Genomic DNA, 26,406 nt, shown 5'->3' on the forward strand with positions numbered 1-26,406 from the left:
TGTTAAAATCCATACATGACTTCGTCCGCATTGCCCGCGTTCTCTTCTTCCGGCAGCTGTCCGCCCTGCCTCATTCCGTCAGGCAGATAGACTGTCATGCCTTCCTTCAGATCTTTTCCTTTGATTTCCGCGAAGTAATCGGTCTCCATACCCTTTTCCACTGTCATTTCTTTCCTCTGGCCGCCCTCATCCACATAAATGATACTCGTGCCATCCTCTTTCGTCTCTACACAGTCATAAGGCACCGCAAGCACGCCTCTGCTCTCTTCCTGCACAATGCTGACCTTGGCTGTCATACCGGGACGCAGCTTCTCCTGCTCTCCCTCAATGGTAATCTGAATCTGATAGGAAGCCGAACCGCCTGAGCCTGACTGAGAGCTTCCCGCGCCTGCCTCGCCGCCTTTTCCGGCTCCCGCCGTGGGCGCCACGTAAGTGACCGTTCCCTTCAGGAGTTCTTCGCCCATGGAATTGGTCTTGACGTAGGCTGTCATTCCCTGCTTGATTTTAACCACGTCGTATTCATCCACAGAAGCCTCCACTACAAAGTGCTTCAGATCCTGAATCTCATAGATGACTCCGCCTCCAAAGGTCTGTCCCTCTTTTACAGACAGAGAGGTAATCACGCCGGACATGGGCGCCCGCACTGTGTAATCCTCCAGCTGTTCCTCATACTGGGTAATCTGCTTCTTTGCGTCGTTATCTGTGATGAGCTGAGACTGGAGCTTCGATTTCTGATAGGCTGTCTTCGCATCTCTGATGCTGCTGTCATAAGTATTCTGCGCCTCCTGTCTGGCTGTCTTCGCCTGATCATAAGAGGATTTTGCCTGGCCTGTTTCTGCTTTCGCCTGCTCATAGGCGCCTCTGGTCCGCTCAGCTTCCGCCTTCGCCTCCTCCAGGGCTGCCTTCGCCGCGCTGTAGGCGTTCAGGGTATCCTTCAAAGCCGTATAATCGGGACCGTTTACGTCCAGCCCCGCAATATACGCGTCAATGTCGTTGATGACCACCGGCGTCCGTTCCGGAAGCCTGTCTGCCGGATTTTCCGCGGTTTTTGCCATGCTGTTTTCTACAGGTTTTTCTTCTCCGCTGCCTGACGCGGCTCCACTTTCACCCTCTGCGGAAGCGTTCTCCTGGCTGCCTTCCGGCGCAGGCGGCTGCTCCACTTCCTGAATTCTGTCCGCGGCTGCTGCCTGGCGGGCCGCCTCGTATGCTGCCTGCTGCCTGTCCTCATATGCCTGGGCCGCGGCTGCCGCCGCCTGTTTTGCCGCCTCGCAGGCCGCCTGTTTCTCACTCAGAGCCGCTGCCGCCTTATCCGCCGCCGCACGGGCCGTTGATTCTTTCCCGGAAGCTTCCTGATAAGCGTTCTTTGCCTGATCCCGCTTCTGGCTGGAATCCTTCAGGCTGCTGTCTGCCTGCTTCATGCTGTCCCGATACTGCTTCTCATAGTCTGCTCCCATGGCGTCCAGCTTCTTATTAATCTCATAATTGTTCCGTGCCGCGGCCAGAGACTCTTCCAGCAGAGTCGAATCAAAGGTACAGAGCACGTCGCCTTCCTGCACCTCGTCGCCCACCTTTACATGGACCCGCTCCACCTTCAGGTTGGTAAGCCCGGTATTGCCTGCTCTTCCATCCGCGGTTGCCACCACGCCTGTGACGCTGACAGATTTCAGCAAATCCTTTTTCTCGATTACCGTCGTATTCATAAGATCGTCCTGTACGTTCTCCCGGGTCCTTCCTCCTCCGAAAAAGACACGGACACCTCCCAGAATCACAAGAACCGCAGCAAGTCCTGCCGCCGCCCGCCTGAATGTTCTGTTTTTTAAAAAACCAATACGAAATATGTTCAACTGCATTTCCCTCCTCATGGATTTATTCCTGTTACTTAAAACCGGCCAGGGAAGACTCTCCCTGACCGGTCCTATATTAAAGAGAAATTCTTAACAGATCCTAATCTGTTTCTTAACAGTTCTAAACTCTATCCTGCCGCTCTGTACATGGGAAAGAAAGTCTGAGCCGAAAACACCCTTCCCTTTCTTCTGCCGCGCAGGTCCCGTTCATCCTTTCCATCATTTTTTTTATGTTTTCCAGACCGATGCCCGTGCTGTCCGTCTTTTTCTCCAGCTTCCTGCTCCTGTTCTCAAACACGATTCCCGCTGTCTTTTCCGTGTGTTCCGAGCAGATATATATGGGAAACGCAGGATCTGCGTATTTTACAAGATTTGAAGTGATATTGTCCAGCACTCGAATGACAAATTCCATGTTGACCCGGACCGTTTCCTTTTTCCACTCAAATTTCAGCTCTGTGTGAAAACCGCTCTGCTCCAGATAGGCGCAGGTCTCTGACAGAAGATCATAAAAAACCGTCTCAAAAGACTCCGGCTCCTCCAGCTTCACCTCTGTCTCCCCCGTCACCAGCGCATATTCAAACAGGTGATCCGTCAGCTGCTTCATCCTGCGCGTCTTCTGATCAATCTTGTCAATGTATTCCCAGAACTGCTCCTCACTCTTTACCTGGCGCTTCCTTAAAATCTCCGTATAGAGCATTACCGTAGTCAGAGGAGTCCGGATATCATGAGACATTTCTGTAATCATCTTATGATTGGCCGCCACAAGATGCGCTTCCTGCCTTACCTTTTCCCGAAATGAACCCCGCATGTCATCCAGCCCTTTCGCCAGCGCCGCAAGCTCGTCCCGGCCGGTTACCGTAATCTCATAATCCAGGTCGCCGCCCTCCAGAATCTCAATCTCACTGCTCAATTTCCGGATATAGCGGATCTTATAACGGATTCCCAGCATCACGATTCCCACAAACAGCGCAAAAGAAAGAAGGAGCTCCGCAATCACCGCATAATTATAATACTGGTAGAAATACATTCCATAGATAGAAATTTCCGCTTCCCCGTCCGAAAACTGTACAGGATAATAGACTGTCCATTCATAATCCCCGGCCTCTATCTGCTCTGCTTCCATATCCTGATCCGGGTATTCCGAATCATACATCAGAATACCGTTCTTATAAAGCTGCAGGGCCACCACTCTCTGTCTCCTCACCCATTCTGTCAGCTCTTTCGTGTCCTCTGTGGAAAGCTGATTCTGGGAGACATATTCCTGAAGCCTTCCGATATATTCCCCGTTTTTCTTTTCCTCATAATTAGAGCTTATATAAAACCAGTTCAGCAGACTGTCCCCCGCCCAGTTTGTAACCAGGAAGAACAGGCCGGAAACCAGGGCCGCAAGAATCAGAAGCTGAAAGAGCTGAAAATAAATGGAATCCCGTTTACGCACCATAGGCATCAAACTTGTACCCCTTTCCCCATTCCGTCTTGATATATTCTGGCTTCTGCGGATCCTTCTCTATTTTTACCCGCAGCTTCCGGATATGTACCATTACCGTGCTGTTGCAGGTGTAAAAATAGGGTTCGTTCCAGATACTTTCATACAGGTTCTGGGCGGAAAAAATCTTTCTCGGATGCTTCATCATCAAAAGAAGCATCTGGTATTCGATATTGGAAAGCTCTTTTTCCTCTCCGTTTACATAGACCTCGTTGAATTCCTCATTGAGCCGTATTCCGGAAAGCTCCAGATATTTCTCGGTTTCTTCCTCCTGCTTTTCCGTCTTTCCCCGGTACACCTGATACCGGCGCAGCAGAGCCTTCACCCTTCCGAGCAGCTCCGCGTAGGAAAAGGGTTTGGGCAGATAGTCGTCTCCTCCTGCCATAAGTCCGATGAGCTTGTCGGACTCCTGGGACTTGGCGGTCAGAAACAGCACCGGCACGTTGGAGCGTTTCCGAATCTCCTCACAGGTGCGCAGCCCTGACATTCCAGGCATCATGATGTCCAGAATCACCAGATCTGTGTCCTCTGTCAGAAGCTCCAGCCCTCTGCTTCCATTGTCCGCCTCTGTGACCTGATAGTTTTCGCTCTCCAGAAGGATTCTGACACCCTCGCGGATATCAGCGTCATCCTCAACGAGCAAAATTTTTGAATTCTGCATCTGTTCTCCTCCTCATACGATTCATCCCCTGAAATTTCCTGTGTCCTGCTCTGAAATTCTCTCACAAAAACCTTAACAAATCCTGAAGCATATCTTAACAAATCTGAAAACGGAATACAATCCAGACAACAAGGACGCCCCAAAACCAAGCATGATTTTGAAACGCCCTCTTTGTACATCTCACTCCGCTGTAATTCCGATACTTCTCTATTCTGCCTTCAGTTCCGCCGGCATCTTCCAGGCACTGTGATCTGTGTGCAGAAGCTCATGGGCCCTGTGGGACAGCGGCGATCCCAGATAATCCTCGTAGCATTTGAGCACGGAAGGATTCTCATGGGAAAACCGCAGAGCGCTGCCCTTATCCAGTGTATACAGCCGGCTTCCACGCACCTCACCGAGCTCTTCTCCATCGTGAATGGGCTGTCCGCCGCCTCCGGCACAGCCTCCGGGGCAGGCCATGACCTCCACGAAATCATAAGAGACCTCGCCCTTACGCAGCGCTTCGATGAGCTTTCTGGCATTGCCCAGGCCATGGGCCACGGCTATCTTCAGCTTCGTGTCTCCCAGCATGAATTCCGATTCCCGCCAGCCTTCCATACCGCGGACTGCGCGGAACGCATCCGGATCGGGATTGGAGCCTGTCGCCAGATAATAAGCGCTTCGAAGGGCCGCCTCCATCACGCCGCCGGTGGCTCCGAAAATCACGCCGGCTCCCGTTCCGATACCTAGAGGCATATCAAAATCTTCCTCCGGAAGCTCTGCAGGAACAATATGCTCTGCTCTGAGCAGCCGATCCACCTCACGGGTAGTCAGAACTACATCCACATCCTGTCCTGCCTGGGCGTCATTCATCACCGGAAGCGCAGATTCCTGCTTCTTAGCCACACAGGGCATCAGAGATACGCAGAAGATTCTGGCCGGATCCACATTCAGAAGAGAAGCGTAATAGCTCTTCGCCACCGCCCCAAACATCTGCTGGGGAGATTTGGCTGTGGACAGCTGGCCAATCATATCGGGGTACTGGGATTTCAGGAAGCGGACCCAGCCGGGACAGCAGGAGGTAAACATCGGGAAGGTTTCCTTATCCCGGTGCTTCAGCTTCTCCAGAAACTCACTGCCCTCTTCCATAATCGTAAGGTCCGCGCTGAAATCTGTATCAAAAATATAGGAAAAACCAATCCGCCGAAGCGCCGCCACCAGGCGTCCGGCTGTGGCGAATTCCCGGCTCAGGCCAAACTCCTCGCCCCAGGCCGCCCGCACCGCGGGCGCCATCTGCACCACTGTGATTTTATCCGGATCTGCCAGAGCTTCCAGTACCTTCTCTACATCATCCCGTTCCCGGAGCGCTCCTACCGGGCAGTGGGTGATGCACTGTCCGCAGAGAGCGCAGTCCGCCTCCTCTATCTTCCGGTTGAGGGAGACATCCACAGTCGTACGGGAGCCTGTTCCCGCCACGTCCCAGATATGTAAGGACTGTACCTTATCGCAGACCTGCACACAGCGCATACATTTGATACATTTTTTGTAATCACGGATCAGCGGATAATCCGGATTCCATTTCGTCTTCGGAAGCTGCTTCTCAAAGGGCATCTCCAGAATTCCCAGATCGTTGGACAGCTTCTGGAGCGAACAGTTTCCGCTTCTCGCACAGATGGCGCAGTTGCTGTCATGCTGGGATAGAATCAGCTCCACATTAATCTTCCGGGTTTTTCTCACCTTCGGGCTGTTCGTGTGAACGATCATCCCCTCGGACGCCCGGGTATTGCAGGCGGTTACCAGCTTGGAATTGCCTTCCACTTCCACCATACAGACGCGGCAGGCGCCGATCTTGTTCAGCTTTTTCAGGTAGCAGAGTGTGGGAATATGGATTCCAGCCTGTAAGGCCGCATCGAGGATCGTGGTTCCGTCTTTTACCTGCAGTTCTGTTCCGTCTATCGTAAGCTTTACCATTGTTCCACTCTCCCTCCTTTAAATGATCCAAAGCCGAATTTGTCGCAGCGCAGGCATCTGTGGGCTTCCTGCATGGCCTCTTCCTCTGTCATACCGCACTCAATCAGCTTAAAGTCCTTCACACGCTCGCACACGCTCCGCTCCTTCATATTTACGCGGGCACAGCTCTTTCTGGTGCTCATACGTACTTTCGGAATCTCCACATCCGCGGAAATCACATGATGGTAACCAAGGAATTCATCGATATTCGCAGCCGCTACCTTCCCGGCTGCGATGGCACGGATTACCGTAGCAGGCCCTGTCACACAGTCTCCGCCTGCAAACACGCCGGAAATATCCTTGACGCCGCTCCAGTTCAGCGCATCAATTACGCCCCGCTTCACCGGAATTCCATATTTTTCAAAATTTCTGGAATCAATGCCCTGGCCAATGGCTACAAGCACCATATCGCAGGCCAGACGTACCTCAGGCTCTGCAGAGTCCATAGGCTTGGGCCTTCCGTTTACAACTGGCCCGATAATCTGAGGCTTCACCCAGAGAGCCGCCACCTTTCCTTCCGCATCCTTCTCAATGCGGAGAGGCGCATGCAGCTCCACCAGCTCACAGCCCTCTGCGATGGCGCCCTCCACCTCCTCCGGCATGGCTGTCATATCCTCACGCCGCCTGCGGTAGGCAATGCGCAGACGCTTTGCCCCCAGACGAACCGCCGAGCGGGCCACATCCATAGCCACGTTTCCGCCGCCGATGACAATGATATCCTTTCCTGTAAAGTCCGGAAGCTGGTCATCTCCGATTCCGCGCAGCATTTCCACCGCTGAAACCACGCCCTCGGCATCCTCTCCCTCAATACCAATCTTCCGATCCGTATGGGCGCCGATTGCGATATAGACTGCGTCATACTGGCTGCGAAGCTCCAGAATATTCGGGCTCTCCCCTACCGTCACACCGGTCTTTACATGGATTCCTGTGCTCAGGAGCTGTTCAATCTCCTTATCCAGGGCCTCCCGGGGCAGGCGGTAGCTGGGAATCCCATAGCGGAGCATTCCTCCAAGCTGCTTTCTCTGCTCATAAATAGTCACATCATGTCCCATAAGCCGCAGATAGTAGGCTGCGCTGATTCCTCCCGGGCCGCCTCCGATGACAGCTACCCGTTTTCCGGTGTCTTCCGCCGGCTCCGGAACCGGAACCTCTCCTGCATGCTCCACCGCGAAACGCTTCAGTCCCCGGATATTGATGGGATCATCCATCAGAGTACGGCGGCAGCGCACCTCGCAGGGATGCTCGCAGATCAGGCCGCACACGCTGGGAAGAGGATTATCCTTGCGGATCAGGCGCACTGCGTCCGCATAATTTCCTTCTGCTACCAGGGCCACATAACCCGGAATGTCCACCCCCGCAGGACATTGGGATACGCAGGGCACCGGCTGGTTCAGCTCGCAGATGCAGCGTCCCCGCAGCACATGCTCCTCGAAATCATTGCGGAAGCCTTTGATCCCCTTCAATACCATCAGGGCCGCTTCGTAACCTATCGCACAGTCTGCCGAATAAAAAATACTGGAAGCCGTGCTCTCAATCAAATCAATTGTCTCCAGTGTGGCATTTCCATCCAGAACATCTTCCATCAGCTTTTCCAGCTGTCCCAGTCCTACCCGGCAGGGCACGCATTTTCCGCAGGACTGTGCATGGCACATCTTCAGAAAAGACGAGGCCAGATCCACGGGACAGAGGCCCGGAGGGCTTGCGCTGATTCTTCGTTCCAGATCCTTATACAGTTCTTCTACTGTCGTCTGAGCCTTGTTTTCTGTAATAATGCTGAGTCTGCTCATAATTTCCTCCTCTCCTTTTCGCTCCAATGCATTTTCGAAACAGCCCAGAAGCTGCAGTCTGCTGCTATTTTTCTGTAAATTTACTCTATCCAGACAAATTAGCCCGAAATATGCACTGTAGTTGTTAAAATTTTATCACTTAATTTTCAAAACGGTCAATCCTACATAATATACTATGTAGATGCCAAAAAACAAAAAGGACGCCGCAGAACCGCATTCCTGCAGTTCCACAGCATCCTCTTGATTCCGGCATTTCCCAGCCGGCCATAAGCTCTTTTTTAACCCTACAGATTCTCCTGGAAGAACTTCTGAATAGCCTCAAATGCGGTATCCTCATCTTCTCCCTCGATCGTCACGGTTACTTCCACGCCCTTCTTTACGCCCATGGACATTACAGCCATGATTCTCTTGGCGTCAGCCTTCTTTGCTCCGCTGTCAAGGGTAATTGCGCTCTTATATTTTGCCGCTTCCTTTACCAGAAGTCCTGCCGGTCTTGCGTGAAGTCCCAGCTCATCCTGTACTACATACTTAAACTCTTTCATGATGCTTTGTCTCCTTTATTTTTCATAATATTAATTTATAGCCATAAGCCGGAGGATTCCGGCGAAACTATCTCTGCCTTCTATCCTTCCCTCTGTCCTGGGAAATGTCATTTTCTTACGCTTACTCAGCCTCACGGATCTTCTTGCGCAGCTCCAGCGTAAATACCGGGGAAACAGACAGCTCATCGATACCCATCTGGATAAAGCGGCGTGTCAGCTCCATATCCGCGCCGAGCTCTCCGCAGATGCCGCACCATGCGCCATGGTCATGCGCGCACTCGATCGTTCTCTGAATCATGCGGAGCACCGCCTCATGATGCGGATCGTAAATGTTATCCAGAGACTGGTTCTGACGGTCAATCGCCAGAGTGTACTGGGTCAGATCGTTGGTTCCGATACTGAAGAAGTCTACCTCCGCAGCCAGCATGTCTGCAATCATAACAGCCGCCGGAGTCTCTACCATGATTCCAAGCTCCACATCACCGAACGGTATATCGTTCTGTCTCAGCTCGTCCTTCACCTCTTCCACAATCTCCTTAATCCGCTTTACTTCCGCAACAGAAATAATCATCGGGAACATGATGGAGGCTGTGCCGTAAGCGCTGGCCCGGAAAATCGCACGCAGCTGGGTCTTGAACACATCCACTCTGTCGAGGCAGATACGGATCGCGCGGTAACCCATGGCCGGATTTTCCTCATGAGGGATATTAAAGTAATCCGCCTGCTTGTCAGCGCCGATGTCCAGTGTACGGATAATCACCTTCTTGCCGTTCATCTTGGAAATTACATTCTTATATACCTGGAACTGCTCCTCCTCTGTCGGATAATCGTCACGCCCAAGATAAAGGAACTCGCTCCGGAACAGGCCGATGCCCTCAGAATCGTTCTCCAATACCGAATCTACATCCTCTTCACTTCCGATATTCGCGTACAGGTGAATGACCTTTCCGCTCTTCGTCACAGTCGGAAGGCCCTTCAGGCTCTGAAGCAGCAGCTTGCGCTCCTCTTCCCTCTTCTTCTTTTCCTGCATCACAGCCATCGTCACTTCATCCGGCTCAATATAAATCTTTCCCGTAAATCCATCTACGATGCCAGGTTTTCCCGTCAGGGCCGGATCCAGCTCGATGTCCGCAGTCACGATGCACGGAATATTCATCATACGGGCCAAAATCGCCGTATGGGAATTTGAGGAGCCCTTCTGGGTCACAATTGCAAGAATCTTGTCCTTTTCAAACTGCACAGTCTCGCTGGGCGCCAGATCCTCAGCCAGGATAATCACCGGCTCCGGCATCGCCTCAGCGCTTACCTGCGTACCGCTCAAAATAGCGATCAGACGGCTCGAAATATCATTGATATCAGCCGCACGGCCGCGCATATAATCATCGTCCATACTCAGGAACATGGCTGCGCATTGCTCACCGGTCACAAATACAGCATACTCTGCGTTTACCTTGTCCTGCTCAATCATGCCTGTAATGCCCTCGACGAAATCCAGATCCTCAAGCAGCATCTGATGAGCCTCAAAAATCTCAGCCTCAGCCTCTCCTACATCACGCAGAGTCTTCTCCTTCAAAAGCCTCAGCTGTTCGCCTGCCTTCTCCTTCGCAGCCATATAGCGGGCCACTTCAGCCGCCGCATCTTCAATTTCTCTCTTTTCTACAACCTGCTTCGCCTTTTTGAATACGAAAAGCTTTCCGATTGCAACCCCGGAAAATACACTTTTACCCTGACGAGTCTCCATAATCACATCCTCCTATCTCCTGCCGCACGATACAAAAAGACCGGATTCTGCAATCTAAAATACCGGACCTATAACTCCCATATCTTATCTCACAAAATCAGGTCTTTCCAAAGAGCATCTCTCCCGTACATCATGCTTTATCTAGTAAACAATATACCAGCTACAGTGGGAAAAGTCAATGTTTTTTCTATCGTCCTGCCGCCGTCGGACCCGTCTGGTTTTGCCCTCCCAAAACGCTGTTCTCCTATCCTTTTTAAGATTTGGAAGCGCTTTTTTCAGGAAGCCTGATATGCTCCGCGCGGGCTTCCAGCAGCGCTGCTTCCTCTTCCACTCCCTGAAACAGGCGTTTTTTTATCCTTTCGTAATCCGGATCCTTCAGCAGTCCCCTTTTCTTTTTTATTCTTCTGCGCAATTTCTCACCATCCGTCATTCTATCCAGACATATTTCCTGTCTTCTGTCCGTATTATATCACATTTGTAACGTATAATCTATCTTTTTCATCGGTTTATAAACCTTTCTCACACAGCGCAACCTATATTAAAATAATATCAATCAATATTTATGGAGCAGCTTTATGTTTGAAGAAAATTTCTGCATCAAAAGAATCAAAGAGCTGATGGAAAAGAACGGATACAACACATACCGGCTCGCCAAGCAGTCCGGCATTTCTCTGTCTACCTTAAGTTCTATGTTTGAGCACAATACGGAGCCCAGGATTGAGACCCTGGAAAAGATATGCTCTGCCTGCAATATTTCTGTCGCCCAGTTCTTTGAACGTTCCTCCAGAGATTTATCAAAGGAACAGGATGAAATACTTAAAATTTTTGATTCTCTTTCACGCAAGCACAAGGATATGGCCCGTTCTTACCTGCTTTTCCTCTCAGAAAACGAGTAAAACGGGCGTTTTCTTTTCTCTGCTTTTATGTTACACTTACCCTGAACCCAAAACAGCACAGTTCCATAATCCGGAGCTCACCTTATCAGCTCCCTGCGGAACACGACAGGCTGCCTGCGGGAATCAAACTATCTGCACGGGGTAAATCATGAACAGACACGCCTACCTGATTATGGCGCACAACCATTTCGATTTTTTAAAGGAGCTTCTTCTCTGTCTGGATGACAGAAGAAACGATATCTATCTGCATATCGACAAAAAGGCGGGAAGCCTCGACTTAAACCAGTTTTCCACAGACCTAAAGGAATCCCGGCTCTTTTTTACGGACCGCCTGGACGTACGCTGGGGCGGATACAGCCAAATCGCCTGTGAGCTGCTGCTGCTAAAGGCTGCCGCTGGCTGTTCCCACGGAGGCCGGGACGGCGCCTGCCCGGATGAGACATCTGCGCCTCGGAACCATGAGAAAGGCTATGCTTATTATCATCTGCTGTCCGGCTCCGATCTTCCTCTGAAATCCCAGGATGAGATACATGCCTTTTTTGACCGGCATGCAGGAAAAGAATTTCTGGCCTTTGATAAGGAGCTTTCCCGCCAGGCCCGGGAACGGGTTTCCCTCTGGCATTATTTCCGGGAAAGCCGCTCTCCTCTGGCTGAACCTGCAGACCATGTTCTGACCCTGCTTCAGCGCCTGCTGCATATCGACCGCCTGAAGGGAACCGGTATCGAACTCCGCAAGGGGCCCAACTGGTTCAGCATTACTGACGGCCTGGCTCAATACGTCCTGGAGCATGAAGACTGGATCCGAAAGCATTTCAGCCATTCCGTCTGCGCGGACGAGCTCTTTCTGCAGACTCTGGCTGCCGCCTCTCCGTTCCGGGAAAATATCTATGACGAAGAAGGAAAAAGTGGTTCTATGGCCAATCTGCGCTATGTGGACTGGGAACGCGGAAATGAAAACAGTCCCTATACCTTCCAGGAGGAAGATAAGGAACTGCTTCTTGGGCTGCCGCATCTGTTTGCACGGAAATTTGAGAGGAATGTACTGAAATAAATTCATCATCCGTATTTTACAGCTCTTAAGCTCTTCTGCAGCCATTAAAAAATGACAATTTTCCGCACTGTCGGACAGCTGCAGAAATTTCCAGCGTTCTAATGAAGATACCGCAGCCATCCCGAATCGTTTCATTCATTTTTCCTGTCAACAGCTCCCAAACCACTATTGCCAGACATGACAAAACACCATTCAACTGACGGTCATCCGCAAGTCAAATGGTGTTCTGTCATATTTCACAGTGTTTTATTGGTCAAAAACACTCATCTTATATCCTTATTTGTAGTTGACGATCTTGCCAAAGTCCGGCTTCAGCGCTGCGCCGCCTACCAGGCCACCGTCGATGTCAGCCTGAGCAAACAGATCCGGAGCGGTAGCTGCGTTTACAGATCCGCCGTACTGGATGCGGATAGCTTCTGCTGTCGCCTCGTCATAGATCTCAGCGATGCACGCACGGATGCCTGCACATACCTCCTGTGCCTGCTCTGTGGTAGCTGTCTTTCCGGTTCCGATAGCCCAGATCGGCTCGTAAGCGATTACGGCTGTCTTTGCCTGATCTGCAGTGATTCCCTGGAATCCAACCTTAACCTGCTGACGGATGAAGTCCATGGTCACGCCCTGCTCTCTCTGAGTCAGAGTCTCGCCGCAGCACATGATCGGGGTCAGGCCATGCTCGAATGCCTTCAGCATCTTCTTGTTGATGTCTTCATTGGTCTCGCCGAAATACTCACGTCTCTCGGAATGTCCAAGAATCACATACTTCACGCCTGCGTCTGTCAGCATGTTCGGGGAAATCTCACCTGTGTAGGCTCCCTTCTCCTCGAAATACATATTCTCAGCGCCCACCTGAATGTTGCTGCCCTTTACAGCCTCTACAACCGGAACGATGTCGATAGCCGGAACGCAGAATACTACATCTACTTCGTCATTTGCCACCAGCGGCTTCAAGGTATTTACCAGCTCTACTGCCTCGCTGGGAGTCATGTTCATCTTCCAGTTTCCAGCGATAATTTTCTTTCTTGCCATTGTCTTGTTCTCCTTTATGATTTTTCATGTATCCTCCGGACACCAGCCTCAGACCTCGCCTGCGGCTCCGCCCTTGCCAAGTGTCCGGAAGGATGCCCGCACCAGCCTCAAGCTGCGGCTTCGCCTTGCTTTCGCTCAATGCTTATTATTTGTCGTTTGCTGCAGCTACGCCCGGAAGCTCCTTGCCCTCCAGGAATTCCAGAGAAGCTCCGCCGCCTGTGGAGATATGAGTCATCTTATCGCCATAGCCAAGCGTATTGACAGCCGCTGCGGAATCTCCGCCGCCGATGATCGTGGTCGCATCTGTCTCTGCCAGAGACTTGGCCACTGCGATGGTTCCCTTTGCCAGAACCGGATTCTCGAATACGCCCATCGGTCCGTTCCATACAACGGTCTTCGCGGACTTCACAGCCTCTGCATAAGCCTCTGCTGTCTTCGGTCCGATATCCAGGCCCATCATGTCAGCCGGCATAGCCTCTACAGAAACCTCCACAACCTCAATCTCTGCGTCGATGGGGTTCGGGAATGCCTTTGCAGCTACGGTATCAACCGGAAGCATCAGGTTCTTTCCAAGCTTCTCAGCCTTTGCCATCATTTCCTTGCAGTAATCGATCTTCTCATCGTCTACCAGAGAAGCTCCTACCTCATATCCCTTTGCCTTCAGGAAGGTAAATGCCATTCCGCCGCCGATGATCAGAGTATCGCACTTCTCAAGCAGGTTATTGATTACGTTCAGCTTGTCCGCAACCTTTGCTCCGCCTAAGATAGCTACGAACGGACGCTCCGGATTGTTCACTGCGTTTCCAAGGAAGTCGATCTCCTTCTGCATCAGATATCCGACTACGGAAGTCTTTACGTACTGGGTAACGCCTACGTTGGAGCAGTGTGCGCGGTGCGCGGTTCCAAACGCGTCGTTTACAAATACGTCAGCCAGGGAAGCCAGCTCCTTGGAGAAGGCTTCTCCGTTCTTGGTCTCCTCTGCACGGTAACGGGTGTTCTCCAGAAGCACTACGTCTCCGTCCTTCATAGCCTCTACAGCAGCCTTTGCGTTCGGTCCCACCACCTCGGGATCTGCCGCGAACTTCACTTCCTGTCCCAGAAGCTCAGAAAGTCTCTTTGCCACCGGCGCCAGAGAAAGCTCCGGCTTCGGCTCTCCCTTCGGCTTTCCAAGGTGGGAGCAGAGGATTACCCTTCCGCCGTCCGCGATCAGCTTCTTGATCGTCGGAAGAGCTGCTACCAGACGGTTCTCGTCTGTGATCTTTCCATCCTTCAGCGGTACGTTAAAATCGCATCTTACCAGAACGCGCTGGCCTTTTACGTTGATGTCGTCTACAGATTTCTTATTTAACATCTCGATCTCTCCTTCATTTTTAATCATTTAAACGGGAATCCCGCATAAACTCAGAATCCAAAAAGAGGCCCGGTCCACATAGACCGGACCTCTCAAGGTCTTTACTTATCGTGCTGTCAGACATTTTCTGTATGACGGGCACTGCATTTCACAGGCTTTCTATTCCTGTCGCCATGCGCCGCATGACGGGGTGTTTATGCAAGCTCAGCGAAATACTTGATGGTACGAACCATCTGAGAAACGTAGGAGTTCTCATTGTCATACCAGGAAACTACCTGAACCTCAGTCTTTCCATCCGGAAGCGGAGCAACCATGGTCTGAGTAGCATCGAACAGAGAACCATATCTCATACCAACGATATCGCTGGATACGATCTCGTCCTCGTTGTATCCGAAGGACTCAGTCTGAGCAGCCTTCATGGCAGCGTTGATCTCTTCCTTGGTTACAGCCTTGTCAACAACTGCAAACAGCATTGTGGTGGAACCTGTCGGGGTCGGTACACGCTGTGCAGCGCCGATCAGCTTGCCGTTCAGCTCCGGAATAACAAGGCCGATAGCCTTTGCAGCACCAGTGCTGTTCGGAACGATGTTGATAGCAGCAGCGCGGCTTCTTCTCAGATCGCCCTTTCTCTGCGGTCCGTCCAGAACCATCTGATCGCCTGTGTAAGCGTGGATGGTGCACATGATACCGGACTCGATCGGAGCCAGCTCGTTCAGAGCCTTAGCCATCGGAGCCAGGCAGTTTGTTGTACAGGAAGCTGCGGAAATAACAGTATCCTCTTTTGTCAGAGTTGTGTGGTTTACATTGTAAACGATGGTCGGAAGATCGTTTCCTGCCGGAGCGGAAATAACAACCTTCTTAGCGCCAGCCTGGATATGTGCGGAAGCCTTCTCCTTGGAGGTGTAGAAGCCGGTGCACTCCAGAACTACGTCTACGTCCAGCTCTCCCCACGGAAGCTCTGCTGCGTTAGCCTTTGCGTAGATCTTAATCTCTTTGCCGTCAACGATGATGGAATCCTCTGTTGCGGAAACAGTGTCAGCCAGAGCGTACTTGCCCTGAGAAGAATCATATTTTAACAGGTGCGCAAGCATCTTCGGGCTTGTCAGGTCGTTGATTGCAACTACCTCATATCCCTCTGCATTGAACATCTGTCTGAATGCAAGTCTGCCGATACGTCCGAAACCGTTAATCGCTACTTTTACTGCCATTTTTGAATTCCTCCTAAAAATGAATTTAGATTTTGACTTATGAGCTATCCCTATTTTTGGAAAGGCCCAGCCTGTTTTTATTGTAACGAATCCACAAGAAAAATGCAAGTCCCATTTCTAAATTTGTTGAGTAAGAAGCATTTTTTGTCAGAACAGCGAATATACTGTTCCGTTTTATCTTGCCATTGTCTATTTTTTTCGCTAAGATAGGGGCAGAACACGAACATCTGCAGACTATAAGGAGGCAGCATTCATGACCGCAGACTACCATTTACACTCATCCTTTTCCGGCGACAGCGAGGCGCCTTCCGAAGGCATGGTTCGCTCCGGAATCAGCAGGGGGCTTTCCCTTCTGTGTTTTACGGAACACTATGACCCCGACTATCCTTACCCGGAAATCAGCATGGAGCTTAACGTGCCCGCTTATTTTTCGGAAATCCGGAAGCTGGAGAAGCAGTACCGGGAGCAAATCGAAATCCGCTTCGGGGCAGAGCTGGGCATTCAGCCTCATCTGGGAGACCTTCTGCATTCCTGGATAAGACAGCACTCCGAAAAGGGCTGTGCCTTTGATTTCCTGATCGGCTCTACACACCTGGTGGACAGACTCGATCCCTATTACCCGGATTTCTGGACCTCCCGGAGCCAGGAGGAAGCCATCCGGCGCTTTCTTGATATCACGCTTGAAAACATCCGTGCCTTTGACGGCTTTGACGTCTATGGGCACCTGGATTATATCGTCCGCTACGTTCCGGAGGGCGAGCGCCGTTTTTCCTATTCCTCTTATGCAGAACAGACAGACGCCATTCTCAGACTGCTGATTCAGAAGGGAAAAGGAATTGAAATCAACACCGGCGGCTTTAAGGCCGGCCTTTCCCAGCCCAATCCCTGCCGGGACGTAATCCGGCGCTACCGGGAGCTGGGGGGCGAAATCATCACCATGGGCTCTGACGCGCATACGCCGGAATATGTGGGATACCGCTTTGAAGACGCAAAGGAAGTCCTGCGCAGCTGCGGTTTCCGGTATTTCACTGTGTTCCGGGAGCGTAAGCCGGAATTTATTCCCTTATAAAATATCCCATTATAAAATTTGTCTCATTATAAAATAAAGAAATGCAAAAACGGGGGACCTTCCCTACAGGATCGTCCCCCCGCCCAGCACATAGTCCCCGTCGTAAAAGACGGCAGCCTGGCCTGGCGTCACAGCCCGTACCGGCTCTTCAAATTCTACGCGGACTCTTTCTGTCCCCTCCGGATAAATCCTACAGGGGGATCCTCTGTGGTTATAGCGTATCTTTGCTATGGCCTTCCTGCCGCTCTCAAAAGACGGTTCCGCCATATAATTCAGCCTGTCTGCATACAGCGTCCTTGTATACACATCCTCCTGTTCGCCGATGACCACCTCGTTCGTCTCCGGACGTATCTCTGTCACAACGACCCGGCGGCCCATCGGAAGTCCCAGCCCTCTGCGCTGTCCGATGGTATAATGGATAATTCCCTTATGGCGGCCCAGAACTGTGCCGTCCGCCAGCACAAAATTTCCCGGCACAGACGCCTTTCCCGTAGTTCTCTCAATAAAGCCCGCATAATCCTGATCCGGCACAAAGCAGATCTCCTGGCTGTCCGGCTTGGACGCCACGCGAAGCCCCAGCTGCTCCGCAAATTTCCGGATTTCATCCTTCGAATACGCTCCTACAGGCATCAGCGTATGGGAAAGCTGATCCTGAGTCAGGTTATAGAGAGCATAGGTCTGATCCTTCGCCGCCGTCACAGAATGGCGGATGGCAAAACGGCCGTTTGCCAGCTGCTCTACCCGGGCATAATGTCCCGTCGCAATATAATCAGCCCCGATCTCCAGGCTCCTTTTCAGAAGCGCCTCCCACTTTACATACCGGTTGCAGGCGATGCAGGGATTCGGAGTCCGGCCGGCCAGATACTCCGCCGTAAAATAGTCTATGACATTCTTTTTGAAATCTGCCTTAAAATTCATCACATAATAAGGGATATCCAGCTGCGCCGCCACCCGGCGCGCGTCATCCACGGCGGAAAGGCCGCAGCAGCCTCCATTTTCCTCCTGGATCTCCTCCGCCTCATCCTGCCAAATCTGCATGGTCACCCCGATCACCTCATAGCCCTGCTCCTTCAGAAGCCAGGCCGCCACCGAGGAATCCACTCCGCCGGACATCCCGATCACTGCTTTTTTTCTGCTCATACGCTCTGCGGATTAATATTCCTCCGCTTCCTCTTCCTCATCCTCATGAATGTCTGATTTCGGCTTTTTCAGGCCTTCTATCTTGACGCCATGCTTTTCCGCATAGTCCCAGAGAGCCGCGTGAATCGCCTCCTCGGCCAGCAAAGAGCAGTGCACCTTCACAGGCGGAAGTCCGTCCAGCGCCTCCATGACAGCCTTGTTCGTCACCAAAAGAGCCTCCTGAACCGTTTTCCCCTTCACAAGCTCTGTCGCCATGCTGCTGGTCGCCACAGCCGCGCCGCAGCCAAAGGTTTTAAATTTGCAGTCCTGAATCACGCCGTTGTCGTCGATATCCAGATAGATACGCATGATATCTCCGCACTTGGCATTTCCTACCGTTCCCACGCCGCTGGCGTTCTCAATCTCTCCCACATTCCGGGGATTCTGAAAATGATCCATTACTTTCTCACTGTACATATGCTTTCTCCTCTTCTTCGCAAAATCCGCATGTCCTGCGGCAGTAATTTTCAGTCCGTGCTACGCCCTTTTCATAAAATCCTCATAAAGAGGCGACATGCTGCGCAGCCTTTCAATAATCCTCTTCAGGCTCTCTACCACGAAATCAAGCTCCTCCTTCGTGTTTTCCTCGTTCAGCGTCAGGCGCAGGGATCCGTGGGCAATCTCGTGCGGAAGGCCGATGGCCAGCAGCACATGGGACGGATCCAGGGAGCCTGAGGTGCAGGCCGAACCGGAGGAACCGCAGATGCCCTCCATATCCAGCATAATCAGAAGGGATTCCCCTTCGATAAACTGGAAGCTGAAATTCGCGTTATTGGGGAGGCGTAAGCTCCGGTGCCCGTTCAGCCGGGTATAGGGAATCTCCGCCAGCACCCGCCCAATCAGGTAATCCCGAAGCTCTCTTTCCTTCGCCGTCCGCTCTTCCATCGTCTTCACGGCGCGCTCCACAGCCCTTCCAAGGCCGACAATGCCCGGCACGTTCTCCGTCCCTGCCCGGCGCTTCCGCTCCTGGGCGCCGCCGTGGATAAAGGAACGGATTTTTACTCCCTTGCGGATGTAGAGAAAGCCGATTCCCTTCGGGCCATTCAGCTTGTGCCCGCTGGCGCTGAGCATATCGATATGGCAGTCATCCACATGGATCGGAAGCTGTCCGAAGGCCTGTACCGCGTCTGTGTGGAACAGAATCCCCTTCTGATGGGCAATTTCCCCGATTTCCTGAATCGGCTGTATGGTTCCAATCTCATTGTTCGCATACATGACAGAAATCAGAATCGTCGTCGGACGGATAGCTTTCTTTAATTCCTCCAGCTTCACGACTCCGTTTTCATCCACATCCAGATACGTCACCTCAAAGCCCTGCTTCTCCAGCTGCTGGCAGCTGTGCAGGATCGCATGGTGCTCAATTTTGGTGGTAATAATATGGTTTCCCTTTTTCCTGTAATATTCTGCAGCCGCCTTAAGCGCCCAGTTGTCGCTTTCTGTGCCTCCCGCCGTAAAGTAAATCTCCTCCGGCTGTGCACCGAGCGCCCCCGCAATCGTCTCTCTCGCCTGATCAATGGCCTTTTTGCTTTCCCCTGCCAGGCTGTAGATACTGGACGGATTTCCGTAAAATTCCGAAAAATAAGGAAGCATCGCTTCCACAACCTCGGGCACCGTCTTTGTCGTAGCTGCATTATCCAGATAAATCAGTTTTTTCATAGATGTCGTCTCCTCATTAATTGATACAGCAGGCGCCTACTGTTCCTGCCTCATCCTTCATTTTTCTGCTCTCCTCGATCAGCTGATCCAGCCGGATCTCATCCACGGTGCGGTTGATGCTCTCGTTAATTCTCTGCCATACGTATTTCGTCACACAGAATTCGGAGCCTTCGCAGGAGCCCTCTTCCTCCAGTCCCGGACAGTGCACCGCATCCAGGCTCCCCTCCAGAGCCCTCAATATATCACCCACGGAGATTTCCGAAGCCGGTTTCGCAAGCCGGTAGCCGCCGCCCGCGCCGCGCACGCTCACCACCAGGCCGGCCTTCCGAAGCTTTGCAATCAGCTGCTCCAGATAGCTTTCCGAAATCTGCTGTCTCGCGGAAATGCTGGCGATGGAGGCCGCTTCGTTTTCACTGTAAAGCGCCAGATCGATCAACGCGCGGAGTCCGTACCTTCCTTTTGTAGACAGCTTCATGTTCTCACCTCACATTTAATTCCGAGTATTTTTATCGGATTTAATTGGATGATACCACGCACGCCCTGTTCTGTCAAGCCCGTTTCCCACATATACTATCTATAATTTAACCGAATGCGGAGCCGGACCATGCCGCCAAAGCTGTCTCCAGGACTGATCCGCGGGAGCCCCGATTATGAAAAAGCAGAAGCATCCTCTGATAGCCGGAACGCTGATTCTCACAGCCACGGGCATTGTCACGCGTTTTATAGGCTTTTTTTATAAGATATTCTTAAGCCGCACCATCGGTGCCGAAGGCATCGGCATCTACCAGATGATTTTTCCCGTCTACGGCGTCTGCTATGCGCTGACCACTGCCGGGGCTGAAATTGCCGTCACCCGGTTCGTGTCCGGCGAAGCGGGAAAGGGCGATCTGAGACGGGCCCGTTCCGTTCTGCACATCGGGCTCTTTCTCTCCCTTTCTCTCTCTCTGCTGTCAGTTCTGATCCTGTACACAAACGCGGACTTCATTGCGGCGCGCCTCCTTCATGACGCGCGCTGCGCCTCCCTGCTCCGCATCATGTCCATAACGGTACCCTTTGGCGCCTGCCACTCCTGCATCTGCGGCTACTATTACGGCCTGCAGCGTGCAGGCATTCCGGCTGCCGCACACCTTGTCGAACAGCTCATCAGGGTAAGCGCCGTGTACCTGATTTACCGGGTTGCCCTGTCGGAGGGGCGTTCCCTCACCCCTGCTGCAGCTGTCATCGGGCTGGTGCTCGGCGAATTTGCCTCCATGCTTTTTGGCCTGTTTTCCATCTCAGCGGAGCGCCCGGAAAAAATGACAAAAAAGAAACGGAATTACTCACTGGCTGCACTGACCAGAAGCATGCTGGCCACAGCCGTTCCCGTCACCGGAAACCGGGTCTGCATGAATCTTCTATCCAGCGCGGAAGCGATCCTGATTCCATTCACTCTGCAGCAATATGGACTGAGCGCGGAGCGGGCCTTAAGCGTATACGGTACGCTGACAGGCATGTCCATGTCCTTTATACTCTTCCCCAATGTCCTTACCAACGCCGTCTCCGTCATGCTGCTGCCCTCAGTCTCTGAATCCCAGGCCGCAGGACAGCGGGAAAAGCTTGCCCGTACAATCCGGAAAACCATTTCCTTCTGCCTGCCTATGGGAATTGTCTTTACCATTCTTTTCCTTCTCTTTGGAAAATATCTCGGGAGCTTCTTTTTCAAAAGCGAGTTGGCCGGCGACTTCATCATTACCCTGGCCTGGATCTGCCCGTTTTTGTACCTGAACGGAACCCTCCACAGCATCCTGAACGGACTTGGAAAAACAAGCGCAGGATTTTTCAACAATCTGACAGGCCTTATGATCCGCATTATCTTCATTTTGCTCTGTGTTCCACGCGTGGGAATTGAAGGATATCTATGGGGGCTTCTGGCAAATCAGCTTTTTGTGACCCTGCTGAACCTGGGCGCCCTGAAGGAATATCTGCAGGCGCCGGAACCGCACAGCCTGGCTCACTTCCCGCAGGGATAAAAAATATGCGTGACTTTTCTATCTTCCTGTATTATTATAAATACCGTAGGCTCTTTCGCACACAGGCCGCAGAGAGGCTGCATGGTGTAAAGCCTGCCTTGTCGCCGGCAGCTCATTTCCAGGCCGGTCCGTAAAAGCATAAAAATACATATCAGGTAAGGAGTACAAAGAACATGGCATTTGATTTTATACAGAAGCTGCCCACCCCTCAGGAAACCCGCGAGCTCTATCCGGTTCCTCCCCGTGTGGCTAAGATAAAAGAAGAACGCGATAAAGAAATCCGAAAAGTATTTACCGGCGAATCCGATAAATTCCTGGCCATTATCGGCCCCTGCTCCGCGGACAACGAGGAGGCTGTCTGCGATTATGTCAGCCGCCTTGTCCCCGTTCAGGAGAAGATCAAGGACAAGGTTCTGATCATCCCACGCATTTATACAAATAAACCCCGTACCACAGGAGAGGGCTACAAGGGTATCATGCATCAGCCGGACCCGGAGAAGAAGCCAGATCCCCTGGCAGGCATCATCGCTCTGCGCCACATGCATATCCGGGCCATCGAGGAATCTGGCCTGACTGCCGCCGACGAGATGCTGTATCCGGAAAACCTGCGCTATGTGATGGATTTTCTTTCCTACATCGCCATCGGCGCCCGCTCTGTAGAGAACCAGCAGCACCGACTGGTATCCAGCGGCATCGACGTGCCCACCGGAATGAAAAACCCCACCAGCGGCGACCTGACAGTCATGCTGAATTCCGTCTACGCAGCCCAGCACGGCCACTCCTTTATCTACCGCAACTGGGACGTCCAGACCACGGGAAATGAGCTGGCCCACACTGTCCTTCGCGGCTCTGTCAATGAGAGAGGCGTGTCACTGCCCAACTACCACTACGAGAACCTCCGGCAGCTCTTTGAGCTTTACAGCGCCAGGGAACTGAAGAACCCCGCCTGCATCGTAGACGCCAACCACAATAACTCCAACAAGCAGTTCAAGGAGCAGATCCGTATCGTGAAGGAAGTGCTTCACAGCCGTTCCTGCTCCAACGACATCCGCGGACTGGTTAAGGGCGTCATGATTGAGAGCTATATTGAAGAGGGCTGCCAGGGGATCCATGATCATGTATATGGAAAGTCGATCACCGATCCGTGCCTTGGATGGGAGGATTCTGAGCGGCTGCTGTATGAGATAGCGGAGCGCTGTTAGAAAAAATAACGTGTGTGACAGGACGACCGCGGCTTTCTTCCGCCTGTGTTCGGACGTCTCACGTACGCCTGTATGCCCGGATACGGACAAAAAGTCCGTCCCGGAGCATACAGACGTTCGCGAGAAGCCGGACACTGCAGCGGAAGAAAGCCGCGGTCTGTGCTATGCTACACGTTAAGTTTTTCTGCGGAAATTGTTCCACAGCAGCTGTTTTCCTATAACCATAGCTAAGAGCTGAAATAGAGCGCTCTTTATGCCAGGCATCTTGAAATAGCAATCGCCAAGCCTTTCGGATTTTCCCATGCCATTGAATGTCCTGCAGCCGGGACGATTTCAACATGAATATTATGACGTTGCAATTCCTCATAGTCTCTATCCGGCAAGGATTTTCTCCAAAAATGAATCCTTTTTGAACAGGCAGTTCATATAGCAATGTCCGCCACGACGGATTTCCGCCATGAAGTGCACATTTTGACAAGCGATATACTGCAAGAGGTGTACAATTAGACAATGTGGCAGCCCAGACTATGCCCAAAAAGAACAAACTCTTTGATGCCTAAACTTTCAACAAACGCTTTCAAATAAGATACGTGTGAACGAACGTTATATTCAAAGTTTTCAGGCTTGTCACTATATCCAGCTCCCAACAAGTCTACCAAGATTCGCCGATGACCTTCCAGCTCCCTCTGCGCTGCTACTTGCGGATAATCAAATGAACCTGCACATCCCAATCCATGCAAAAACAAAATTGGAATATCATTTCCGGGAAAATCGTAATATCTCATACGACAATTTAATTCATGAAGGTAGTACTCCTTCACAATATTTTCCTCCGTATAAATCATTGATATGATGTGTTTCCATCTCTTTATACTATACAACATTAAATTTCGTATCTCAGATAAAATTTAAGGTGTATATGAACAGGCCGCGAATGTCTGATATCCCCGTGTCCACCTCTTAACGAACGCCTGTATGTTCCGGGACGGACTTCAGTCCGGAACCGGGCATACAGGCGTCCGGGAAGTGTGCGGACACAGGATACAGACATTCGCGGCCGTCCCTGTTACACACCTTACATTTTTCCTTTTTACCCTCTGGGATGCGCCTTCGCATATACCTCCCGCGCGCGGTTTGCATACATCATCGTTGTGGAAATATCCGAATGGCCCATCATCTCCTGAACCACATGCAGATCCGCGCCGTTTTCCACCAGGTGGGCTGCAAAGGAGTGGCGCAGGGTATGCGGCGTAATCTCCGTCTCGATCCCGGCCTGCTTCACATACTGCTTCAGAAGCTTCCAGAAGCCCTGGCGGCTCATGCTCTCGCCGGAGCAGTTGGGAAACAGCATTTCGCATTCCTTCTCCCCCACAAGCTCCTTTCTGGCACTCTTCATATAGCGCTCCAGCGCCTTTCTCGCCTTGAAGCCGTAAGGCACGATGCGCTCCCGGTTTCTGTCGCGGCAGATGATATAATCCAGCTTCCAGTTGACGTCGTCAAGGCGCAGGGAAATAAGCTCTGTCACCCGGATACCCGTAGCATACAGAAGCTCCAGCATAGCCCGGTCTCTGAGTCCCTTCGGCGTGCGGTCGCCAGGCTGCTCCAGAAGCCTGGCCATCTCCTCGATAGAAAGAATATCCGGAACCTTCTTCTCCACCTTGGGCGCCTTCAGATTCTCCGCCGGATCTGCAGAAATATTTCCTTCCTTCCACAGATATAGATAGAAGCCCTTCATCGCGGCAATGTTCCTGGATACAGTCGCTGCAGACATTCCCTTCTTCTCCAAATCCAGAATATAGGAATTCAGATTCGTCTCCGTAACATCCTCTGCTCGATCAATCTTCTGGTCGTGCAGAAACCGCATCATTTTTACCAGATCTCTCCGATAGGAAAGCTCCGTATTCTGAGACGTCTTCTTCACATTGTGCAAGTACGATACAAACCCTTTAATCTCCTGTTCCATAAAACCCCTCTGTCCCTCGTTTCACGAATACGCCGGCCCTCCTTCACTGAGGGCCGGACAGCTGATGTAACTAACATTATAGTGATAAAAAGGCAGAAAAGCAATGGTCTTTTTTCCCGGAATCTGCGGGAAAAACGGCTTTTTTCCAGTGTCCCACAAGATATGGTTTCTTCCATTTTTCCTCACACCAAATATTGTAAGGCTGCTGAAAAAATTTTTTTATGAAGTCCGCCTCAGCTGAATTTCAGTACCGTTTTCAGGAACATGGGGTTTACATAGCTTTCCAAAAACGCGCCTGCGAGAAAAATGGCTGCGCCCGCAAGCCATACCAGCAGATACATGCGGAACATGCGTTTTCCATCTCCCCACTGGCGGCTTCTCCACTCGCCGCTCCCCGGCATTGCACTGACTCTTTTTAAGAGCCAGCAGCCGGCTGGCACATAAAGGATAAAATGAGGCAGTCCAGCCGCAACACAGAGAAGGATTCCCACAGGTCCCATTTTGACCGCCGCAGTTGTGACCGTGATGCCCAGAGCTGCCCCAATCCAGAACAGGAACACGCACACCGCCGCTGTCCCCAGCACGGTCAGCCCTGCCAGCCACAAAATCGTAAATACGGACATCCTGGATTTCAGGGTGTAGACAAAAAGCTCCTCCGAAGCAAATTCTACCTGCTGGTATTTAGAAAAAAAATAGGCGCTCATCAGAGTTGTCTCATGTACGGCTGTCCTGCCAAACATGGCAATATACAGAACTCCTGCCGCAAATCCTGCCAGAAACAGGGTCAGAAACAGATTTCGGCTGCCCAGACGGATTCGTTTCATACGAAAAAACCTCCCATACACTGATCAGTGTATGAAAGGCTTTTCCGTTTCATGAGCTCTTATTTCATGGATTCTGATTTTTCCCAGCAGGCCTCGCAGGCTTTCATAACTGCCCCGCGGAAGCCCGCGTTTTCCAGAGCCGCCACTCCTGCTATGGTCGTTCCTCCGGGAGAGCAGACCTTATCCTTCAGAGAAGCCGGATGCTCTCCTGTCTCCAGCACCATCTTTGCGGCTCCCGCCACTGCCTGGGCCGCAAAGGTATACGCCTGGGCGCGCGGAAGGCCAAACTGCACAGCTCCGTCCGCCAGAGCCTCAATAAATTGATAGACAAAGGCCGGGGAGCTTCCGCTGGCGCAGACCACTGCGCTCATCATGCGCTCCTCCACATCCGCATACCTTCCCACAGATCCGAAAATCTTATGTACCATAGCGATCTCGTCTTCCTGCAGCTCCTCCTCCAGATAGGTTAAGCCTGTCATGCCTTCCCCTATCAGCGCCGGCGTATTCGGCATGGCCCGGACAATCCGCTTATCGGAGCCAAGCGCTTCCTTCAGCTGTTCGATGGTAATGCCTGGAGCAAGGGATATCACCACATGCTCCTCAGTCACCGCATAACGAATCTGCTTCAGCACCTGCGGATAATACTGAGGCTTGACAGCCAGCACCACATATTTGCAGCTGTTCGCGCATTCCGCATTAGACTGTGTATAGGTTACCTGTGTCTCGGCATATACCCTGCGCCTTGTCTCATCCGTCTTAGCCGTAAACACCAGCTCCTCTGCCGGGAATTCCTTCAAAAGCCCTTTCAGAAGCGCATATCCCATATTTCCCATTCCAATAAATCCTATTACCGCCATACTGTACTGCCTCTCCTTTCTTCGCAAAACCCGGCGGGCGGGCCCGCACGCATCCCTCTGTACGA

24 protein-coding genes are annotated in these 26,406 nt (G+C 51.9%); 5 read left to right on the forward strand and 19 right to left on the reverse strand.

Annotated features, from left to right (window positions below):
* Positions 1-2: 2 nt before the first annotated feature.
* The 8 genes from B5E77_RS05370 to B5E77_RS16990 form a co-directional block, all read right to left on the reverse strand.
* Positions 3-1,844: an efflux RND transporter periplasmic adaptor subunit gene (locus B5E77_RS05370; RefSeq protein ID WP_162609654.1), complete on the reverse strand. Its 1,842-nt coding sequence runs from the start codon at positions 1,842-1,844 to the stop codon at positions 3-5.
* Positions 1,845-1,965: 121 nt separating this feature from the next.
* Positions 1,966-3,291, reverse strand: coding sequence for a HAMP domain-containing sensor histidine kinase (locus B5E77_RS05375; protein WP_087164350.1), 1,326 nt, complete (start codon positions 3,289-3,291; stop codon positions 1,966-1,968).
* Positions 3,275-3,991, reverse strand: a complete 717-nt coding sequence (locus B5E77_RS05380; protein WP_087164351.1) for a response regulator transcription factor — start codon at positions 3,989-3,991, stop codon at positions 3,275-3,277. The genes B5E77_RS05375 and B5E77_RS05380 overlap by 17 nt, the downstream gene beginning before the upstream one ends.
* A gap of 207 nt (positions 3,992-4,198) precedes the next feature.
* Entirely contained in the window at positions 4,199-5,941 is a 1,743-nt protein-coding gene (locus B5E77_RS05385) for an NADH-dependent [FeFe] hydrogenase, group A6 (RefSeq protein WP_087164352.1), read from the reverse strand.
* Positions 5,935-7,767 (reverse strand): NAD(P)-binding protein, encoded by a 1,833-nt coding sequence (locus tag B5E77_RS05390; RefSeq protein WP_087164353.1) that lies wholly within the window; start codon positions 7,765-7,767, stop codon positions 5,935-5,937. Before B5E77_RS05390 ends, B5E77_RS05385 begins: the two co-directional genes overlap by 7 nt.
* 284 nt (positions 7,768-8,051) lie before the next feature.
* Positions 8,052-8,309, reverse strand: a complete 258-nt coding sequence (locus B5E77_RS05395) for an HPr family phosphocarrier protein (RefSeq protein ID WP_087164354.1) — start codon at positions 8,307-8,309, stop codon at positions 8,052-8,054.
* Positions 8,310-8,430: 121 nt separating this feature from the next.
* On the reverse strand, positions 8,431-10,050 hold the full coding sequence (gene ptsP, locus B5E77_RS05400) for a phosphoenolpyruvate--protein phosphotransferase (protein ID WP_087164355.1): 1,620 nt from the start codon (positions 10,048-10,050) through the stop codon (positions 8,431-8,433).
* A 253-nt stretch (positions 10,051-10,303) separates the two neighbouring features.
* On the reverse strand, positions 10,304-10,462 hold the full coding sequence (locus B5E77_RS16990) for a hypothetical protein (RefSeq protein WP_162609655.1): 159 nt from the start codon (positions 10,460-10,462) through the stop codon (positions 10,304-10,306).
* A gap of 163 nt (positions 10,463-10,625) precedes the next feature.
* Between B5E77_RS16990 and B5E77_RS05405 the strand changes: the two genes are divergently transcribed.
* On the forward strand, positions 10,626-10,946 hold the full coding sequence (locus B5E77_RS05405; protein WP_087164356.1) for a helix-turn-helix domain-containing protein: 321 nt from the start codon (positions 10,626-10,628) through the stop codon (positions 10,944-10,946).
* A gap of 148 nt (positions 10,947-11,094) precedes the next feature.
* Complete coding sequence (locus B5E77_RS05410; RefSeq protein ID WP_087164357.1) at positions 11,095-11,997, forward strand: beta-1,6-N-acetylglucosaminyltransferase; 903 nt, start codon at positions 11,095-11,097, stop codon at positions 11,995-11,997.
* A 276-nt stretch (positions 11,998-12,273) separates the two neighbouring features.
* Here the strand turns inward: B5E77_RS05410 and tpiA are convergent, their stop codons facing one another.
* The 3 genes from tpiA to gap form a co-directional block, all read right to left on the reverse strand.
* Positions 12,274-13,023, reverse strand: coding sequence for a triose-phosphate isomerase (tpiA, locus tag B5E77_RS05415; RefSeq protein ID WP_087164358.1), 750 nt, complete (start codon positions 13,021-13,023; stop codon positions 12,274-12,276).
* Positions 13,024-13,168: 145 nt separating this feature from the next.
* Positions 13,169-14,374: a phosphoglycerate kinase gene (locus B5E77_RS05420; RefSeq protein ID WP_087164359.1), complete on the reverse strand. Its 1,206-nt coding sequence runs from the start codon at positions 14,372-14,374 to the stop codon at positions 13,169-13,171.
* Between the two features lie 194 nt (positions 14,375-14,568).
* A complete protein-coding gene (gene gap / locus B5E77_RS05425) occupies positions 14,569-15,582 on the reverse strand; it encodes a type I glyceraldehyde-3-phosphate dehydrogenase (protein WP_087164360.1) in 1,014 nt (337 codons plus the stop codon).
* Positions 15,583-15,835: 253 nt separating this feature from the next.
* Between gap and B5E77_RS05430 the strand changes: the two genes are divergently transcribed.
* On the forward strand, positions 15,836-16,651 hold the full coding sequence (locus B5E77_RS05430; RefSeq protein WP_087164361.1) for a histidinol-phosphatase HisJ family protein: 816 nt from the start codon (positions 15,836-15,838) through the stop codon (positions 16,649-16,651).
* 63 nt (positions 16,652-16,714) lie between these two features.
* Here B5E77_RS05430 and mnmA read toward each other — a convergent pair whose 3' ends face one another.
* From mnmA to B5E77_RS05450, 4 genes are read right to left on the reverse strand one after another with little or no spacing between them, the layout of a single operon-like run.
* Positions 16,715-17,791 (reverse strand): tRNA 2-thiouridine(34) synthase MnmA, encoded by a 1,077-nt coding sequence (mnmA, locus tag B5E77_RS05435; protein WP_087164362.1) that lies wholly within the window; start codon positions 17,789-17,791, stop codon positions 16,715-16,717.
* Between the two features lie 12 nt (positions 17,792-17,803).
* Positions 17,804-18,247 (reverse strand): Fe-S cluster assembly scaffold protein NifU, encoded by a 444-nt coding sequence (gene nifU / locus B5E77_RS05440; protein WP_087164363.1) that lies wholly within the window; start codon positions 18,245-18,247, stop codon positions 17,804-17,806.
* Between the two features lie 60 nt (positions 18,248-18,307).
* Positions 18,308-19,486, reverse strand: coding sequence for a cysteine desulfurase NifS (nifS, locus tag B5E77_RS05445; RefSeq protein ID WP_087164364.1), 1,179 nt, complete (start codon positions 19,484-19,486; stop codon positions 18,308-18,310).
* A gap of 16 nt (positions 19,487-19,502) precedes the next feature.
* On the reverse strand, positions 19,503-19,961 hold the full coding sequence (locus B5E77_RS05450) for an RrF2 family transcriptional regulator (protein WP_087164365.1): 459 nt from the start codon (positions 19,959-19,961) through the stop codon (positions 19,503-19,505).
* 175 nt (positions 19,962-20,136) lie between these two features.
* Between B5E77_RS05450 and B5E77_RS05455 the strand changes: the two genes are divergently transcribed.
* Positions 20,137-21,495 carry a putative polysaccharide biosynthesis protein gene (locus B5E77_RS05455; protein ID WP_087164366.1) on the forward strand — a complete coding sequence of 453 codons (1,359 nt, stop codon included), beginning with the start codon at positions 20,137-20,139 and terminating at the stop codon, positions 21,493-21,495.
* A gap of 173 nt (positions 21,496-21,668) precedes the next feature.
* The gene (locus B5E77_RS05460) at positions 21,669-22,697 is read left to right on the forward strand and encodes a 3-deoxy-7-phosphoheptulonate synthase (protein WP_087164367.1); all 1,029 of its coding nucleotides are present in this window, start codon (positions 21,669-21,671) and stop codon (positions 22,695-22,697) included.
* A gap of 503 nt (positions 22,698-23,200) precedes the next feature.
* Here B5E77_RS05460 and B5E77_RS17475 read toward each other — a convergent pair.
* The 4 genes from B5E77_RS17475 to proC form a co-directional block, all read right to left on the reverse strand.
* Positions 23,201-23,518: an alpha/beta fold hydrolase gene (locus tag B5E77_RS17475; RefSeq protein ID WP_330394621.1), complete on the reverse strand. Its 318-nt coding sequence runs from the start codon at positions 23,516-23,518 to the stop codon at positions 23,201-23,203.
* A 269-nt stretch (positions 23,519-23,787) separates the two neighbouring features.
* Entirely contained in the window at positions 23,788-24,660 is an 873-nt protein-coding gene (gene xerD, locus B5E77_RS05470) for a site-specific tyrosine recombinase XerD (RefSeq protein ID WP_087164368.1), read from the reverse strand.
* Between the two features lie 233 nt (positions 24,661-24,893).
* Complete coding sequence (locus B5E77_RS05475; protein WP_087164369.1) at positions 24,894-25,484, reverse strand: stage II sporulation protein M; 591 nt, start codon at positions 25,482-25,484, stop codon at positions 24,894-24,896.
* Positions 25,485-25,543: 59 nt separating this feature from the next.
* A complete protein-coding gene (gene proC, locus B5E77_RS05480; RefSeq protein ID WP_087164370.1) occupies positions 25,544-26,341 on the reverse strand; it encodes a pyrroline-5-carboxylate reductase in 798 nt (265 codons plus the stop codon).
* Positions 26,342-26,406 lie beyond the last annotated feature (65 nt).

The organism is Lachnoclostridium sp. An131 (assembly GCF_002160825.1).
Classification (GTDB): Bacteria; Bacillota; Clostridia; order Lachnospirales; family Lachnospiraceae; genus Laedolimicola.

Coding starts and splice junctions, on each gene's coding strand:
- B5E77_RS05390 (WP_087164353.1), bottom strand. CDS start 7,767: ATGAGCAGACTCAGCATTATTACAGAAAACAAGGCTCAGACGACAGTA.
- B5E77_RS05385 (WP_087164352.1), bottom strand. CDS start 5,941: ATGGTAAAGCTTACGATAGACGGAACAGAACTGCAGGTAAAAGACGGA.
- B5E77_RS05380 (WP_087164351.1), bottom strand. CDS start 3,991: ATGCAGAATTCAAAAATTTTGCTCGTTGAGGATGACGCTGATATCCGC.
- B5E77_RS05475 (WP_087164369.1), bottom strand. CDS start 25,484: ATGAAACGAATCCGTCTGGGCAGCCGAAATCTGTTTCTGACCCTGTTT.
- xerD (WP_087164368.1), bottom strand. CDS start 24,660: ATGGAACAGGAGATTAAAGGGTTTGTATCGTACTTGCACAATGTGAAG.
- proC (WP_087164370.1), bottom strand. CDS start 26,341: ATGGCGGTAATAGGATTTATTGGAATGGGAAATATGGGATATGCGCTT.
- B5E77_RS05375 (WP_087164350.1), bottom strand. CDS start 3,291: ATGCCTATGGTGCGTAAACGGGATTCCATTTATTTTCAGCTCTTTCAG.
- B5E77_RS05395 (WP_087164354.1), bottom strand. CDS start 8,309: ATGAAAGAGTTTAAGTATGTAGTACAGGATGAGCTGGGACTTCACGCA.
- B5E77_RS05420 (WP_087164359.1), bottom strand. CDS start 14,374: ATGTTAAATAAGAAATCTGTAGACGACATCAACGTAAAAGGCCAGCGC.
- tpiA (WP_087164358.1), bottom strand. CDS start 13,023: ATGGCAAGAAAGAAAATTATCGCTGGAAACTGGAAGATGAACATGACT.
- ptsP (WP_087164355.1), bottom strand. CDS start 10,050: ATGGAGACTCGTCAGGGTAAAAGTGTATTTTCCGGGGTTGCAATCGGA.
- gap (WP_087164360.1), bottom strand. CDS start 15,582: ATGGCAGTAAAAGTAGCGATTAACGGTTTCGGACGTATCGGCAGACTT.
- nifS (WP_087164364.1), bottom strand. CDS start 19,486: ATGAAAAAACTGATTTATCTGGATAATGCAGCTACGACAAAGACGGTG.
- B5E77_RS05410 (WP_087164357.1), top strand. CDS start 11,095: ATGAACAGACACGCCTACCTGATTATGGCGCACAACCATTTCGATTTT.
- B5E77_RS05405 (WP_087164356.1), top strand. CDS start 10,626: ATGTTTGAAGAAAATTTCTGCATCAAAAGAATCAAAGAGCTGATGGAA.
- nifU (WP_087164363.1), bottom strand. CDS start 18,247: ATGTACAGTGAGAAAGTAATGGATCATTTTCAGAATCCCCGGAATGTG.
- B5E77_RS05450 (WP_087164365.1), bottom strand. CDS start 19,961: ATGAAGCTGTCTACAAAAGGAAGGTACGGACTCCGCGCGTTGATCGAT.
- mnmA (WP_087164362.1), bottom strand. CDS start 17,791: ATGAGCAGAAAAAAAGCAGTGATCGGGATGTCCGGCGGAGTGGATTCC.
- B5E77_RS05460 (WP_087164367.1), top strand. CDS start 21,669: ATGGCATTTGATTTTATACAGAAGCTGCCCACCCCTCAGGAAACCCGC.
- B5E77_RS05430 (WP_087164361.1), top strand. CDS start 15,836: ATGACCGCAGACTACCATTTACACTCATCCTTTTCCGGCGACAGCGAG.
- B5E77_RS05455 (WP_087164366.1), top strand. CDS start 20,137: ATGAAAAAGCAGAAGCATCCTCTGATAGCCGGAACGCTGATTCTCACA.